Genomic DNA, 15,539 nt, shown 5'->3' with positions numbered 1-15,539 from the left:
GGCTCCGTGTCCCCTGATAAGGCGCCCGCATCTGGAGGTAACCGTGTTCACCTCGAATGTCCGCGAGACCGAACCGGTCGTCTTCGTCCTGCCGGGGGACACCGAGGACACCAGCGGCGAATACGACCGCCGGATGTGCCAGAACCTCCCGGCCACCGGCCTCCCGCTGCTGGAACTGCCGATCGCCGGGGAATGGCCGATGCCGGGGGCGCTGTCCCGGTCGAGACTGGCCCGTTCGCTCGCCGCGCTGCCCGACGACACCATCGTCCTGATCGACGGCACGGTCGCCTGCGGCGTCCCGGAGATCGTGGTCCCGCACGCGCGACGATTGCGGCTGGCCGTCCTGGTCCACCGGCCGCTCGCCGACGACCCCGCGCTCGACCCGGCGCAGGCCGCCGAACTCGACGCGTGCGAACGGGAGACCCTGCGGCTGACGGGAATGATCGTCGCCACCGGGCCGTGGCTCGCGCGGCAGTTGATCGACCGGCACGACCTCGACCCGACCCGCGTCTACGTCGCGACACCCGGCACCGACGCGGCCCCGCTCGCCGCCGGAGCCGACGGCGTCTCCCGGCTGCTGTGTCTCGCGCCCATGACCGCACGCCATGGCCAGGACGTGCTCATCCGGGCGCTCTCGATGGTCGACGAGCTGGTGTTCAGATGCGTGTTCGCCGGGGCGACACACCACGATCCCGCCTACGTCGACGAACTTCGGTGGACGGTCGAACGGCTCGGGCTCGGTTCCCGGATCAGCCTCATCCAGCCGCCGGACGACCTCGACCTGGTCTACGACGGCACGGATCTGCTCGTCCTGCCCGCGCGCGGCGGGACGTCCGGACTGGTCGTCGCCGAGGCGCTGGCCCGCGGAATCCCCGTGGTGGCCACCGAAACCGCCGGCGCGCACGACGCGCTCGGCGCAGCGCCCGGCGGCGGGGTCCCCGGCATGCTGGTGCCGCCGAACAACCCGTCGGCGCTCGCGACGGCCTTGCTGCGCTGGTCGCTCGATGCCGAACTCCGCCATTCCCTGCGGACGTCGGCGCTCGCGCGGAGCAGCGTCCTCGAGGAGTGGGACGTCGCCGCGGGCAGGCTCACCGACGTCCTTTCCCGGTTGTAGGCCGCGCCGCGTCAGCCGGCTTGATCATCGCCCGGAAGCAGCTATCGGGCCGATCACCGGCTCGGTTGACTGGGCGGCATGCGAATCGTCGATCTTGCGTCCCGTCCCGATCTCCTCGATCCCGCGCTGGATCTCGGTGATGTCGGCGGTGAGTTCATCTACGCCGGGTTCAGCGGCAAGATGATCACCCCGGAACGGTTCCTGCGCCACTGGTCCCGGTACTTCCTGATCGCGCTGGACGACGACGGCGAACCGATCGCGCGGGCGCTGTCGGTCCCGCTGACCTATCCCGCCGAAGACCGCCGCGAGTTGCCGGCGCACGGCTGGGACGAGGCGATCCAGTGGGCCGCGCAAGACCTGATGGACGGCCGTGCGCCGGACACCCTGTGCGCACTCGAAGTCGTTGTGGCGCCGCGAATGCGCGGGACGGGCCTGTCCACGCCGATGCTCAAGGCGCTCAAGGCACGCGCGGCCGAGACGGGGTTGAAGCGGCTGATCGTCTCCGTGCGCCCGATCGGCAAGGAAGACGAACCGGACGTCCCCATGGAGGAGTACGCCATCCGGCGGCGCGAGGACGGGCTGTTCGCCGACCGCTGGCTGCGCACCCACGAACGGCTCGGCGCGCGGATGATCAAGGTGTGCCCGTTCGCGGTGACCATTTCGGGCTCGATCGCGGACTGGCAGGAGTGGACCGGGGTCAAACTCGCCGACGGCGACAACGTGATTCCCGGCGGGATCGCGCCGGTGCACGCGAACGTCGAGCGGGACTGCGGGGTCTACGTGGAGGCGAACGTGTGGATGGAGCACCCCTTCTGAGCGCCTCGTGAGTGGCAAGGACGGTTCTAACCGTCCTTGCCACTCACGAGGCCGCTAGCTCAGTGCAGCGCTGATCCGTTGCCCGGCCGCCCGTTCGGTGCGCGCGGCGAACTCCTTCAGCAGCGACAGGGCTTCCGGGACAGCCTCGCCGATCGCCGTCGCGGCCTCGGCCAGCTTCTCGGCGACGTCGCTTTCGAGCACCGGATCGTGTTCCAGCCGAGCGCTCTCCGTGAGCCGCTTCAAGGCGATGGTCGCCTTCACCCGCGCTCGCGGATCGTCGCCCAACGCCCGCAGGATGGCCGGCCCGTGCGAGACCAGGCCGTCGTACAGTTCCCGCGAAGCTCCCATGTGCCGGGCGAGGACCTCATCGGCCTCCTGAAGCAACAGACTGTCGGGACCGGTCGGGCAGTAGATCTCCAGCAGGAACTCCACCACTGCGGGCCCGACCTCTTCGATCACCTTGCGGGCGTCCTCGTACGGCGGCTGGAAGGCACCGAGGACGTCGCCGCCGACCGGCGGTTTGCCGGTCTCGATGCAGAACGTCCGCACCTTCTTCAGCCCGGGGTTCACGAAGTGCCGGGAGAACGTGTAGTCGTCGATGGTCGCCGTCGTCGGATACAGCCCGACGCTCTGCTGGACCGCGTACGGGCGGCCGTGCTGTTTCATGATCATGTCCCGCATCCGGTTTCCCGCGCGGACGAACCAGTTCAGGTCGCCTTCCGGGATGTACTCGCGGTAGCGCCCGTCGTTCGGCACGCCGCGATCCGGGTTCGGCACCCGGAAGTTCTGCGCGGGATCGGTGGTCTGGTTGTCGTCGTCGCCCCACGGGTGGAGGATCAGCTCGCTGTAGGAATGCAGGTCCAGCACGGCGACGACATGCGGGAAGGTGTCGAGCAGCCAGCGGATGTTGCGGGTCTCCGGTTCCGAGAACGCGTGCGGCCCGCGGTAGACCTCGCTCGCCGGGTCGGTGCTGGTGCCGATGCCGCTGTCGAAAAGGAAGTCGTAGTTGCGGTTCAGGTCGACACCGCTGCTGTTTCCGCGCCACATCCGCAGGTGTTCCGCGGACATCACGATGTCCCGGCCGTCCGGGTTGACCATGGGGACGACGAAGATGTCCAGGTTGTCGACCAGCATCCTGATCGTGCCGTGCTGGTAGACGACGGCCGGATAGTTCACGGCCGTCTCCGAAGACAGGCAGTGGGCGACCCGGAAGATCCAGTTGTACAGCAGTTCCGGGTTCATCAGTTCCCGCGCGTGTGCCCCGGCCATCAGGATCACGCCCGGCCGGTCGGCGCGGGTGCCGCCGCGCATGCGCAGCGCGGAGATCGGCTTGCCCTGGACCGACGGTTCGGGCAACCGGACACGAGACAGGGTGTCCGGCAGCGCCTGCGCCATGTCCTGGATGAGCCGTTCGAAGTGGTACGACGCCTGATAGCCGGGTGGTACGGCGGCTTCCGGCCCGACGGCGAGGGTCCGCTCGCCGGGTTCCGGCGCGACCTCCAGCGGCGCGGCCTCGACGTCGGGATGGACCAGGACGTCATGACCGCTGTCGGTGAGTGCGGTGATCTCGCTGTCGCGAAGGTACCCGTCGATCGCCGCGCCGCCGTCGGTCTCCTTCGCGGTCGAGGGGAACAGGTCGAGCCCGCGCTGGGCGAGCAGACGCAGCGCGGCGGGGTCGTCGACGGAGACGGTGACGAAGTGCCGTGCGGCCTCGGTGTCGGGCATGTGGGGTCCCCCTCTGTGGTCGGTACCCCGACGACGTTAGGGATCGCCACCTGCCGTGACAGGGGCGGAACGGACCGGCTTTCGGGAGACCGGAAGGGCTGTTCCTCGCGATTTCCGACAGGAACGTCGCATCGGCCGCTCCCGGCCCCGGCGATACCGCACAGTGGGTGTCATGGACATCTCGCGAGTCGGTTTCGCCGGGCTGGGCAGCATGGGCGGGCCGATGGCACTGAACCTGGCGCGGGCCGGGGTCCCGTTGCTCGTGTGGAATCGCACCCCGGGCAAGGCGGACCAGGTGGCCGAGGCTGTCGAAGACGTGGCCGAGCTCTTCGCGCGGTGCGAAGTCGTGATCCTGATGCTCAAGGACGAGGCGGCGGTCGACGCCGTGCTCGACCGTGGAGGGCCGGCGTTCGCCGGGAGGGTGGCGGGCCGCACGATCGTCCACATGGGAACGACGGCGCCGGGCCATTCCCGTGAACTCGAGGCCGGGCTCCGCGCGGCCGGGGCGAAGTACGTGGAGGCGCCGGTCTCCGGCTCGCGGATCCCGGCGGAGGCGGGTGAGCTGGTCGCGATGCTCGCGGGTGACCCCGCCGCGATCGAGGAGATCCGGGAGCTGTTCGGACCGATGTGCCGGGAAACCGTGCACTGCGGGCCGGTCCCCAACGGGCTCCTGATGAAGCTGGCGGTCAACGTGCACCTGACCGCGGTCGTGACCGGGCTCGCCGAGACCGTTCACTTCGCCCGGGCGCACGGGCTCGATCTCGGCCTGCTCGCCGATGTCCTCGGCGCGGGCCAGCTGGCCAGCCCGATCCTGCGGGTCAAGGCGCCCAAACTGGTCGAGGAGGATTTCGCGCCGCAGGCCTCGATCGCGAACGTCCTGGCCAATGTCGAGTTGATCGCGGCGGCGGCCGGGGAAGCGGGCCTGGAGTTGCCGCTGATCGAGGCGTCCCGTGCCCTCTACGCCGAGACCGCGCGGCGCGGTTTCGGCGCGGAGGACATGGTCGCCGTCGTCAAGGCACTCGAAGCCCGCCCCAGTCCGCGTTCAGAGGACCAATTGCGGTAGTCGCGTGCGCAAGTACCGCAATTGGTCCTCTGAACGCGGTGGGGTCAGCCGCGCAGGGCCGAGGCAATACGGCCGGCCGCGGCGAAGGACTCTTCCTCCGGCTCACCGAGCAGAGGAAGCAGGATGACGGATTCGGTCCCGGCCGCGTACAGCGCGCGGATCTGCTCGGCACAACGGTCGAGCGGCCCGCTGATGCTCAGCCGGTCGATCCACTCGGGCCGCAGCCGCCGCGCCAGTTCTGCCCGGTCGTCCTTCGCGGCGGCGACTTCGGCCAGCAATTCGGCGCCGAAGTCCAGCGGTTCCAGCGCCGGGCCCGAGTTCGGCCCGATCGCGGAAGCGACGTCGGACCGAGCGCGCTCGCGGGCACGCTCGGGATCTTCGTCGAGGGCCAGCCAGTTGTAGGTGGCGATCGAAGGACTTTCGGCGCCGATGAGGTCCCGCGTCGCGCGGACGTACTCCGGGGTCGCCGGTTCGGCGAGAAGCGTCCCGTCGGCGACCCGGCCCGCCGCCGCGAGCGACTTCGGGCCGCGGACGCCGGCGATGAGCTTCGGCGGCAGCGCGGGCGGGAACTCCAGTTCGACCTCGTCGAGCCGGACGTGCTTGCCCTCGAAGGAAACGCGCTCACCGGCAAGCAGCCGCCGGATCACCGTCAGCGTCTCTTCGAACGCGGCCAGCGCCGACTTCGGCCACGCGTCGATCTGCCGCATCCAGCTCGGCACCCCGTGCCCGAACCCGGCGATCAGCCGTCCCGGGTACAGCTCCGCCAGCGCCGCGATCTCCATCGCCGCGATGGCCGGGTTCCTGGCCACGGCGGGCATGATGCCGATGCCGAGGGTGATCTTCTCGGTCGCCGCCAGCACCGCCGACGCCGTCGCGATCCCGCCCGCGTAGAAACAGTCCTCGACGATCCAGACCTCGTCCAAGCCCTCCTGCTCCGCGCGTCGTGCGAGGCCGGTCAGCCGGGCGGCGGGCAGCTCGCGCGGGATCCTGACCCCGAGCCGTGAAACCATGACGTTCTCCGTTCCCTCAGACGCGCCGCAGCACGCGTGGCAGATATTCCTTGCGCTCCAACGGGTCGTGGTCGGTTCTCGACCGTGACGGCGCCGCTCCCCGGACCGGCCGGTAGCCGTGGAAGACGGTCTCCATCAGGCCCTCTCCTCGGGGCGCCGAGGGTACGAGGGACGGCGCGAGCCTGCGCCAGCAGCGCGGCCATCAGCACCAACGGCGTCAGGTCGCGGAAGTCGCCCGCGGTGCTGGACATGCTCTTGTCGGATGAAATCGGGATGGCAGGGGGTGTCGATCAGATTGACGGAGACGTCGCCGACGGCGAACGACACCACGGCCGCGTTGATGGTGATCCCGCGGGCGCGTTCCAGCGCCGGCGTGTCGGTCTGCGTGCTGTCGTCATCGACGCTGCCCAGCCCGCCGATGATCCCGGCGGTGTGCGCGTCAACATGCGCCGGAATCCCCGGATCGAGGGTCTTCACGAGATGTCTTGTCCTTGAGGTAGGCGGAAATTACCCGGTGGAAGGACCCGGACATCCGCAAGGCGATCATCTCCTAGGCCGGGAACCGATCTTCCCGACTACAGCACCCCCGCTTCGGTGCCGCAACCGAATTACCCCCTACGCAATTCGGCACCTGCTTGCGGTCCTTGCGTGTGCAAGTACCGCAACCAGGTGCCGAATTGCGTCAGGGGTGGATCTGGGGGTGTCAGGCCAGGTAGTCGGCGGCGGCGCGGAGGCTGACGTAGGACCCGCTGAACGTGTCGATCCGCGGGCCGGTGCCGGTGTCCGGCCCCGGCACGCCGGTCTCGACCCGGATGTAGTCCACGCCTGCCTCACGCAGCCAGCTCAGGAACTCGCGGACCTCGGGGTGCCGGTGCGCTTCGCGCGTCACCACCACGATGTCGCGAGCGCCGTGGACGGCCTCGATCGCGGTCGCGATCCCCTCCGCGCCGACCTTGAGCGCACGGGTGCCGGGCACGAGTCCGGTCAGATGCGAGCCGAGACCCCACGGCATCGGCCCCGCCGCGATGATCGGCTCGGTCTCGATGTCGATCACCAGCGGCGGCCCGGCCAGCTTCGGCGAACCCTGGATCCGCAACGCCTTGCGCGCCGCCTCCAGGCCGAGCCGGTGATCCACCGGCGAGATCGGCGTCGACACCGGGGGTGTGCCGAGCGCGGCGACCCGTTCCGACGCTTCGGCCAGCCGCTCCAGCGGCAGCTCGCCGGACTCGACGGCGGCCGCGATGACCGCCGCGATCTGGTTCAGCTCGTCCTCTTCGAACGACACACCGCCGAGGCAGAGCGCGTCGGCTCCGGCGATCAGCGCCCGCACCGACGCCCGGCCGACGCCCTCGGTCTTGCCGAGTTCGCCCGCGACGGCGCCCATGTCGAGCGCGTCGGTGATCACCGCGCCGGTGAAGCCGAGTTCGCCGCGCAGGACGTCGGTGAGCGCCTTCGGGTTGAGCGTCGCGGGCAGATCACCCCAAGCGGGCACGACGAGGTGCCCGGTCATCACCGCGCGCACGCCCGCCGCGATCGCCGCCTTGAACGGGACGAGTTCGATCTCGTGCAGTTCCGCCTCGGTCCGGGGCAGCACCGGCAGCGCGTGGTGCGAATCGTCCGTCGCCGCCCCGTGCCCGGGGAAGTGCTTGGCCGACGCGGCCACGCCGTACTTCTGCAGGCCGGTGATGTACGCCGCGACATGCGGCGACGCCTTCACCGGATCCGAACCGAACGCCCGGACCCCGATCGAGGGATCCTCCGCCGCCAGCGTCAGATCCGCGCACGGGGCGAAGTTGATCGTGACCCCGCACGCGGCGAGCCGTTCGCCGAGCGCCGCCGCGACCGAGGTCGTCAGCTCGACGTCGTCCGCGGCGCCGAGTGCGAGTGGTCCCGGGACGAACGAGCCGGTGGCGACGTCGAGCCGGGTGACATCACCGCCCTCCTCGTCGATGCCGATGAGCACGTCGGGCCGTTCCGCCCGCAGCTGCGCGCTGAGCGCGGCCACCTGCTCGTCATCGACCACGTTGCGGCCGAACAGGATCGCGCCGCCGAGGCCGTCGGCCACCCTGCGCCGCAGCCAATCCGGCGCGGTGGTGCCGTCGAAGCCCGATACGAGAACGGATGCGGCGAGCTTTTCCGGTGAAGTCAAGGATTACCCCTTCACTGCGCCTGCGGTCAGGTTGGACACGAGCTTGCGTTGAACGATGATGAAGAACACCAGTGCGGGCACGGCGTAGATGACCGACGCCGCCATGATGCCGCCCCAGTCCACGGAGAACGCCGTCCGGAACGAGGACAGCCACACCGGCAGCGTCTGCTTGTTCTGGTCGCGCATGAACACGAACGCGAACAGGAACTCGTTCCACGCGGTGATGAAGCTGAACACCGAGGTGGTCACCAGTCCGGGCGCGAGCAACGGCAGCGTCACCCGGCGGAAGGCGCCCGCGCGGCTGCAGCCGTCGATCATCGCGGCCTCTTCGAGGTCGTACGGGATGCCGTTGACGAAGCCGTAGAGCATCCAGCACGTGAAGGGCAGCGTCGCCGCGAAGTACACCAGCAGCAGCGAAGGCAGCTGGTTGAGCAGCCCGGCGTCGCGCATCAGCAGGTACATCGGGATCAGCAGCGCTTCGAACGGCGCCAGCTGAGCGATGAGCACCAGCAGCAGGAAACCCTTGCGCCCGCGGAAACGCATGCGGGACAGGGGAACCGCGGCCAGGACACCCGCGACGAGCGAGCACAGCACCGCGCCGAGCGTGACGATCAGGCTGTTGGTCAGGTACGTGGTGAATCCGGGCTTCGTCAGCGCCGAGACGAAGTTGTCGAACGTCACCGAAAGCGGGACGAGGTCGTAATCCGGGGACAGGACCTGGCCCGGTGTCTTCAGCGACGAAGTGAACATCCAGTACGTCGGGAAGACGAACAGGAGGGCCGCGACCACGCCGAGCGTGCCGAGGCCGAGCCGCTGGGTCAGGGACTTCCTCATGACAGGTCGGCCTCCTTCGTGCGCACCAGCAGCTGGACGTACCGGGCGGTGAGCAGGATCAGCACGAGCATCATCAGCAGGGCGGCGGTCGCCGCCAGGCCGAAGTGGTTGCCCGCGAGGCCCTTGAGGTACATGTAGACCGGCAGCGTCGTGCTGGCGCCGTCCGGACCGCCTTGACGGATCGCCCAAACCTGGGCGAACAACTTGAAGTCCCACAGCACCGACAGGAACGTGACCATGGTCAGGATCGGCCGGATCGCCGGCCAGCTGACCGCCCAGAACGCCTGCCAGGCGTTCGCGCCGTCGATGCCCGCGGCTTCGTACTGCTCCTTCGGGACGCCGAGAAGCCCGGCGTACAGCGTGAACGCCACGAACGGCACGGCCTGCCAGACGACCAGCACCCCGATGACGGTCAGCGTGCTCGGGCCGGTGGAGAACCAGGAGTGCCCGATGAAGCTCTCGAAACCGAGTTTCGCGAGCGTCTTGTTCAAGATGCCGTACTGCTGGTCGAAGATCCACTGGAAGACCGTGGTCGTCGCGACCACCGGGGTCGCCCACGCGAGGATCAGCGCGACCTGCAGGATCACCCGGACCACCGGGTTGAGATGCCGCATCAGCACCGCCATGAGCAGCGCGAGCAGCAGGGTGAGGATCACGACCGACGCGGTGAACACCAGCGTGCGGACGGTGATCTCCCAGAACTCCGGGTCGGACAGGATCTCGGAGAAGTTCTCGAACCCGACCCAGACCATCTCTCCGGAGACCAGCTCACGGAGGTCGAGCTTGCGGAGGCTGATCCCGACCAGCTGCAGCGTCGGCCAGCCCAACAGGACCAGGATCGCGACCAGTGCGGGAAGGATCAGCAGGTACGGCGCCGTCCGCTCGCCGAGGCGGAGGCGCCGGTTGGACTTCGGGGGTTTGATGCGCGGCGATGCCGGCGGGGTGGCCCCCGCCGGCATCGTCACATCTTTCGTCGTGGTCATCCGCCGATGAGCTTGTCGAGCGCTGCGTTGGCGTCGGCGGTCGCCTGGTCGAGCGTCTTCGTTCCGGTCAGGTAGGCGGTCAGCATGTCCTTGATCGGGTTCTGACCGGACTCGACGTCACCCCACTTGGGGCTGGTCGGGACGGCACGGCCGTTCTTGGAAGCCTCGGCCATGACCTTGGTGAGCGGGTTCGCGTCGAGCGCGGACACGTCGGTCGAGGTACCGGGCACGTAACCGGCCTTGGCCAGCTCGGTCTGGTACTTCGGGGTGGAGAACAGCTTGACGTAGTCCTTGGCCGCGGCCGCGTTCTTGCTGTTGGTCGGGATGACCAGGTTCGAGCCGCCGAGGAAGACCGGGGCCGACTTGCCTGCGGTCTTGCCCGGGATCGGGAAGGCGCCCGACTTCTCCTTGATCGACGGGTCGGTCTTCGCCGCGGTGTCGGCCTCGCCCGGGACAGCGATCATCATCGCGACCTTGCCCGCGCCGTAGATGCCGGCCTGCTGCGGGGTGGCCTCGTCGGCGTCCTTCGGGGCCTTGGTGCCCGAAGCGTCGGTGAGCTGCTTGTAGAACTCGAGCCCGGCCTTGGCCTGCGGGGAGTCCAGGGTCGCCTTGAAGGACTTCCCGTTGGCCTGCGCGATGTCGCCGCCCTCGTCCCAGATGAACGACAGCAGCTCGTACCAGTTCTGGCCCGGCTGGTAGAGGGCCTGGAACTCGGGGTCGCTGCCGAACTTGGCCTTGAGCTTGGTGATCGCGTCGAGCCACTCCGCGCGCGTCTTCGGCGTCGCGGTGATGCCCGCCTGCTCGAACATGTCCTTGCGGTAGATGACCTCACGGTTGGCCGCGTAGAACGGGACGCCGTAGGTCTTGCCGTCGAACTCGCCCGAAGCCTTGAGGCCCTGCAGCCACTGGTCGCCGTTGAAGTCCTTGACGCTCGACGAGAGGTCGGCGAGCACGCCCTGGTTCGCGAACGCGGGGGTCTGGGTGTTGCCCAGCTCGATCACGTCCGGCGGGTTGTCACTGGCCAGCGCGGTGGTCAGCTTCTGCTGGATGCCGTTCCACTGCTGGATCTCGTACTTGACCTTGACGCCGGGGTGCGCGTCTTCGAATTCCTTGTGGAGCGAGTTCGTCAGTGCTTCCGGGGCGGTTCCGGTCATCAGCCAGACCGTGAGGGTGCCGTTCGAGGCCGGAGCGCTCGAATTCGTGCTGTCGCCACTACCGGAACCGGCGCAGCCCGCCGTCGCGAGGGTGATGGCGGCGGCGCCCGCAGCCATCTTGAGCCAGCGCTTCACTCGTGCCGTCCTTTCGATGCCCGGCCACCATGCCGAGCTCCCACAAAATGGTGTAGACCAATGCGGGCAGCGTGGTACGTACCACTCCGACTGTCAAGCGGGTGGCCGGTTCGTTGTAAACGAGCCGCAATCTTTCACCTTGAGTAAGCGGATGATCACGCTGATGATCGGATTTCGGCGTCCTCGTCAGTGCCTCGCGAGGCACGCTGACATGCGGTTTTTCTTTGTCTGTTCCGGTGATCGGGGCATTCGGAGGGAGGTCTCTGCGCTGTTCGGCGGAAGCCGGCCTCGCGTTCGCCGACCAGGGGTGCGGCCTGGCTAGCGGTAGTCCTCGTCGTCGTCGGCGGGCGGCTCGATGCCGAGCAGCGTCCGCGTCTGGTCCTGCAAGAACCACGCGAGCGTCGCGGAGATCATCAGCAGGATCAGCGGGAGGACCGGGCCGCCGTCGGTGAGGATGAACAGCTCCGTGACGCTCGCGCCCACCATGACACCGCCCAGCAGCAGCGCCGACGGCCCGCCGAAACGAGGGATGAGCAGCCCGATCGCGCCGCCGACCTCCAGCCCGCCGGTGACGTACCGGAGCCACTGCCCGAGCCCGATCTCGGCGAAGGTCTGTTCGGTGTGGCCGCCCGCGAACAGCAGGTACCCGCTGTAGAGGAACTCGGCGGCGAGCGCGACGCGCACGACCCACAGCACGATCGAGCCGATGGGCAGGCTTCGGGTACCGCTGGCTCCTCCGGACATGCCGAGGATCCTTCTCCAGGGGGCGATGGGTGGCAAGGCGCGGCGTGGGTGCGTGGTCGGCCCGGGGCCTTCACGGCCGCGTGCCCTCGGCGGTGTCACCGCCCTCGACGTCGAGGCCTCACTTCTGTTCGCCGAGGAGTATCCGTTCGAGCAACAGGTCGACGTCGCGGGCGGACTCGGCTTCGCCTATCCGGTGGAACGTTTCGGCGGCGCTGAGCGCGCGGCGGGCGGCTTCCCGTACCCGGCCGGCGGCGCTGAGCACGTGGGCGGCGACATGGTCGAGCTGCGCGATGAGATGCTCCCTGGCGGGCGCGGTTTCGGTTTCCACGGCGTGCACGGCGGTTTCCGCGGCGTCGAGCGCGGTCAGCGCGGCGTCGAGGTCGCCGGACCGCAGCCGGGAAAGCGTCGCGGCGTTACGGCAAGTGGCGGCCACGTAGCCGCCGCCGATCGCCAACGCCGCGTCGGCGGCCCGCGCGTAGAAGTCGGCGGCGTTCGCGCCGTAGCCGAGCAGGTCGAGTTGTTCGGCGGCGGCCATGCTCACCGAGATGTAGGAGTGCCCGGTGTCGCCCGAGTCCTGGAGGATTTCGGCGAGGACGGCGTATTCGTCGAAGGCACGCGAAGATTCGCCGAGCGCGCGGTAGCTGTCGGCGTACATCCACCGGCAGCGATGGCCCCAGTCCGGTGACGCGGCGAGCAGGGCGATGGCGCGGGGTGCGACGTCGAGCACCTCGTCGTAGCGGCAGGCGCCGTGCAGCGCGGTGACGAGGACGTACCAATGTTCCGCGGTGTCCTTGCCTTTCGACGCGGCGACACCGAGGGACGCGTAGGCGTCGTCGACGGCTTCGGCGAACCGGCCGGTGCCGATCAGCGACAGCGCCCGAAGATGGCGGAGGTGTCCCCGCAACCGTTCCGGGCCGCCCACGGGCAGCGTCGACAGCAGGTGCTCCACGAAAACGTCCAATTCGTCGAGCGATCCTGTGCGCTCATAGGCGATCCGGACCTGTTCGACGGCTTCGATGGCCTTCTCGCCGACGTTTCCGACGATGAAGGCGTCCGTCGCCGCCTGTGCGAGTTCCAGTGTGGTCACCGGATCCTCGCCGTCGCCGTTCCGCAGCGACGCTTCCAGACACAGAAGAGTCCCGTGGAGCAAGGGATCGCCCGCTTCGCGAGCCCGCTCGGCACCCCGTCGCAAGGCCTCGTACGCCTCGGCGGTACGGCCCTGCCCGGAAAGTACGTGCGCCAGCCAGTACTCGCCCCAGCAGGCGGCGCGGTCGTCCGTCCCGGCGCGCAACCGCGCCGCGGCCACCGTCGTCAGCGCGACCCCGGTCTCGGCCTGATCGTCGAAGACGAGCCACAGGCCGAGCCAGCACTGATTGAGCAGGAACCGGATTTCGTCGTTCCGGCGCCGGAATCCGGCGGCCGCCTGGCGCAGCCGTTCCTCGGTGTCGCCGCCCTGGAAGAAGATCGCGCGCAGTTCGGTCAGCCGAGGGGCGATCCCGTCCGGGACGGTCTCGATCGCGGCGAGACAGGCGCGCGCCTCCTCCGGTTCGCATCGGTGATTGTGGATTTCCGCCCGGATGACGAGTTCCTCCGCGGACAGTCCCGGCGGGGGGAGGATCGGGACGCGGGGGAGCGCGGAAGGCAGGAGCGGCACGAATCCCGCGACCGGTTTCGCGGCCATTTTCCGTTCGGCGTGGACGGTGAAGTAGCCGGTGCGCTCGGGTCCGTCGAGTTCCTCGGCTTCGACGAACGCCGCCGCCCGCATCCGCTGGTGCAGCCGGCTCAGGGAAACACCGTCGTACGGGCCGTTGAGGATGAACGGGATCTCGCCGTATCCGGTTTCCGTCAACCGGCGGGTGAGCAGCGCCGCCGAGGCGAAGAACTCGAGTCTGCCGACGGCGTCCGAATGGTCACCCACACCGTCCAAAAGCGACAGAAGATCGAGGCCGGTGTGCTCGTTGCCGGTGAGGGCGCAGAACTCCAGCCGCAGTGCGTGATCGCCGTAGCGGGGCGGCGCTCCGGACGAGGCCCTGGTCACCCACCGATAAGTCGCCGCGGCCTCGGCGTACTTGCCGGCGGCCGCCAGCGGCACCAGGGTCCGGCAGAGGCGGGTGATCTCGGCACCGCCGGAGTCGGAGCCGTCCGCGTCCGCGCGGCGTGGTTCCACTTCCATGGTCCTGCCCCCAGAACAATGACGTCGACGCCGGATCTTAACTCCCGGAGTCGCTTCATCGCCCTGCTTTCGGGTGGTTCAGGGGACGCGCACGGCGGCGATTTGAGTCGCTTGCCCGATCAACCTGTTCTTTTCGTCCCAAAGCTCCGCGACCTCGTCCATCCGGTCGCCGCCGATCTCGCCCACCCGCATCCGCACCCGCACCGGTCCCGGCGCCGGGATCCCGCGCAGGTACGCGGTGAACTGGACGGTCGGCGCCCAGCCCGCGATGCCGAGGTCGTAGGAGATCGGCGGCACCGGGTCGAGTGCCACGAGCAGGCTCACCGGGTCCCAGTCGGTGCCGTCGGCGAGCCGCAGCCAGGACGAGATGACGCCTTTCCGGGACGGCTGTCCCACCGCGAAGCCCGCCGCGGCCGGGTCGATCCGCTGCTCGACGACGTCCATCAGGCCGAGCCGGAATCCGCCGCCGCCGTCGGCGGGCACGGGCAGGCAGTCCTGTTCCGGTGGGATCTCGACCGGGTCCACTCCGGACCACCACGCGTCGCCGTCACTCAGGACGCCCTGCGTGATCAAGGCTTCGGTGCAGGGCGTGCCGTGCTGGCTCAGCCGCGCGCGCAACTGGGTGAGGCCGCGGCCTTCGCGCAGCACCTCGACCTCGACGACCGCGGGGCCGGGTTCCGGGGCCACCGAGAACGAGCCGCTGATCGCGGTCAGATGCGGATGCGAGGAGACCTCGGCGGCGGCCTTGGCGAGCACGGCGAGGAGGTAGCCGCCGTGCAGCTTCGTCCCGATCGTCCACTGTGGATCGAGTTCGGTGTCGAATACCGTGCCGTCGCCCCGGCGGACCAGGGCGGTCGCGGTCTGGAAGTGCGCCATGCCTCAAGCTGACATCGTCAAGTTGACGGTGTCAAGTCAATGCTGGCAGCATCACGGCATGGGCTCGAAGCGGACGAAGGCGCGGCCGGGCGAAGGGGAGAAGCTGCGAGGCGAGATCCTGTGCGCCGCCGACGCCCTGCTCGGCGAGGCGGGCACAGACGAGGCACTGACGCTGCGCGCCGTCGCGCGCCGGACCGGCGTCTCCACGCCGTCGGTCTACTCGCATTTCCCGAGTCGCGATGCCTTGCTGGAGGCGGTCTGCCTGCGGGTGTGGGACGAACTCGCGCGCCGGATGCGCGATCGCGCCGTCGAGATCACCGATCCGATGCGCGCGCTCAGCCGCTGCGCACGGGTGTACGCCCGGTTCGCCCTCGACCATCCGGTGCAGTACCGGGTGCTCCTGATGCGTCCCTCCGGCGGCTCGTCTCCCGGGGCGGTCGCCTGCTTCCGGTATCTCGCCGACGCGACCGCCGAGTGCGTGCGGGCCGGGATCCTGCGCGGCGAACCGGAAGTCCTCGCGATGGGCCTCTGGTCGGCGATGCACGGCTGCGTGAGCCTCCTGATCGCCCAGCCGGGATTCGACTGGCCGGAGGAGCCGGAAGCGCTGATCGACACCGTCATCCGGATGGCCGGGCTCGGCACGGCGCTCGCCTGCCGCGTCCCGCGGGACGCGATTCCGCCGAGTGCGGCACTGGCGGAGGACCTCGACGGACTGGCGGCGGGCTGGGCGGTGTCCGCCGAGCGGACTGGCTAGGCTCTGCGC

13 protein-coding genes and 1 pseudogene are annotated in these 15,539 nt (G+C 69.4%); 4 read left to right on the top strand and 10 right to left on the bottom strand.

The genetic code is table 11. The annotated features are described in order from the left end of the window. The first annotated feature begins 43 nt into the window (after window positions 1–43). Together H074_RS32230 and H074_RS32225 are read left to right on the top strand one after the other, a co-directional pair. The gene (locus tag H074_RS32230; RefSeq protein ID WP_007034277.1) at window positions 44–1,114 is read left to right on the top strand and encodes a glycosyltransferase family 4 protein; all 1,071 of its coding nucleotides are present in this window, start codon (window positions 44–46) and stop codon (window positions 1,112–1,114) included. Between the two features lie 78 nt (window positions 1,115–1,192). After that, a complete protein-coding gene (locus H074_RS32225) occupies window positions 1,193–1,930 on the top strand; it encodes a GNAT family N-acetyltransferase (protein ID WP_007034276.1) in 738 nt (245 codons plus the stop codon). A 54-nt stretch (window positions 1,931–1,984) separates the two neighbouring features. Here the strand turns inward: H074_RS32225 and H074_RS32220 are convergent, their stop codons facing one another. Continuing rightward, entirely contained in the window at window positions 1,985–3,655 is a 1,671-nt protein-coding gene (locus H074_RS32220; protein ID WP_007034275.1) for a M14 family zinc carboxypeptidase, read from the bottom strand. Between the two features lie 172 nt (window positions 3,656–3,827). On the opposite strand from H074_RS32220, the gene H074_RS32215 reads away from it, so the two are divergent. After that, window positions 3,828–4,718 carry an NAD(P)-dependent oxidoreductase gene (locus tag H074_RS32215; RefSeq protein WP_039923854.1) on the top strand — a complete coding sequence of 297 codons (891 nt, stop codon included), beginning with the start codon at window positions 3,828–3,830 and terminating at the stop codon, window positions 4,716–4,718. A gap of 44 nt (window positions 4,719–4,762) precedes the next feature. On the opposite strand, the gene H074_RS32210 is transcribed toward H074_RS32215, so the two are convergent. The 9 genes and pseudogenes from H074_RS32210 to H074_RS32170 all read right to left on the bottom strand — a co-directional run bounded on the left by H074_RS32210 (window position 4,763) and on the right by H074_RS32170 (window position 14,776). Beyond that, a complete protein-coding gene (locus H074_RS32210) occupies window positions 4,763–5,728 on the bottom strand; it encodes an LLM class flavin-dependent oxidoreductase (RefSeq protein ID WP_007034273.1) in 966 nt (321 codons plus the stop codon). 255 nt (window positions 5,729–5,983) lie between these two features. Next, window positions 5,984–6,205 (bottom strand): annotated as a pseudogene (locus H074_RS41760) (GTP-binding protein); the annotation flags it as partial. A gap of 226 nt (window positions 6,206–6,431) precedes the next feature. Then, window positions 6,432–7,877: a glycoside hydrolase family 3 protein gene (locus tag H074_RS32200; RefSeq protein WP_007034272.1), complete on the bottom strand. Its 1,446-nt coding sequence runs from the start codon at window positions 7,875–7,877 to the stop codon at window positions 6,432–6,434. Between the two features lie 3 nt (window positions 7,878–7,880). Next, on the bottom strand, window positions 7,881–8,711 hold the full coding sequence (locus H074_RS32195) for a carbohydrate ABC transporter permease (RefSeq protein WP_007034271.1): 831 nt from the start codon (window positions 8,709–8,711) through the stop codon (window positions 7,881–7,883). Beyond that, on the bottom strand, window positions 8,708–9,694 hold the full coding sequence (locus tag H074_RS32190) for a carbohydrate ABC transporter permease (protein WP_007034270.1): 987 nt from the start codon (window positions 9,692–9,694) through the stop codon (window positions 8,708–8,710). The genes H074_RS32195 and H074_RS32190 overlap by 4 nt, the downstream gene beginning before the upstream one ends. Beyond that, a complete protein-coding gene (locus H074_RS32185; protein ID WP_007034269.1) occupies window positions 9,691–10,983 on the bottom strand; it encodes a sugar ABC transporter substrate-binding protein in 1,293 nt (430 codons plus the stop codon). Before H074_RS32185 ends, H074_RS32190 begins: the two co-directional genes overlap by 4 nt. Before the next feature lie 318 nt (window positions 10,984–11,301). Continuing rightward, window positions 11,302–11,727 (bottom strand): DoxX family protein, encoded by a 426-nt coding sequence (locus tag H074_RS32180; protein ID WP_007034268.1) that lies wholly within the window; start codon window positions 11,725–11,727, stop codon window positions 11,302–11,304. Between the two features lie 118 nt (window positions 11,728–11,845). Continuing rightward, a complete protein-coding gene (locus H074_RS32175) occupies window positions 11,846–13,900 on the bottom strand; it encodes an ATP-binding protein (protein WP_007034267.1) in 2,055 nt (684 codons plus the stop codon). A 78-nt stretch (window positions 13,901–13,978) separates the two neighbouring features. Beyond that, window positions 13,979–14,776 (bottom strand): thioesterase family protein, encoded by a 798-nt coding sequence (locus H074_RS32170; protein ID WP_007034266.1) that lies wholly within the window; start codon window positions 14,774–14,776, stop codon window positions 13,979–13,981. 58 nt (window positions 14,777–14,834) lie between these two features. Here H074_RS32170 and H074_RS32165 point away from each other — a divergent pair, with 58 nt between their 5' ends. Then, window positions 14,835–15,530, top strand: coding sequence for a TetR/AcrR family transcriptional regulator (locus H074_RS32165; RefSeq protein WP_007034265.1), 696 nt, complete (start codon window positions 14,835–14,837; stop codon window positions 15,528–15,530). The last annotated feature ends 9 nt before the right edge of the window (window positions 15,531–15,539 follow it).

It is taken from the genome of Amycolatopsis decaplanina DSM 44594 (genome assembly GCF_000342005.1).
Classification (GTDB): Bacteria; Actinomycetota; Actinomycetes; order Mycobacteriales; family Pseudonocardiaceae; genus Amycolatopsis; species Amycolatopsis decaplanina.
The sequence above is the reverse complement of the archived record's forward strand: the minus strand, read 5'-3'. Positions and strand labels throughout refer to the sequence as shown.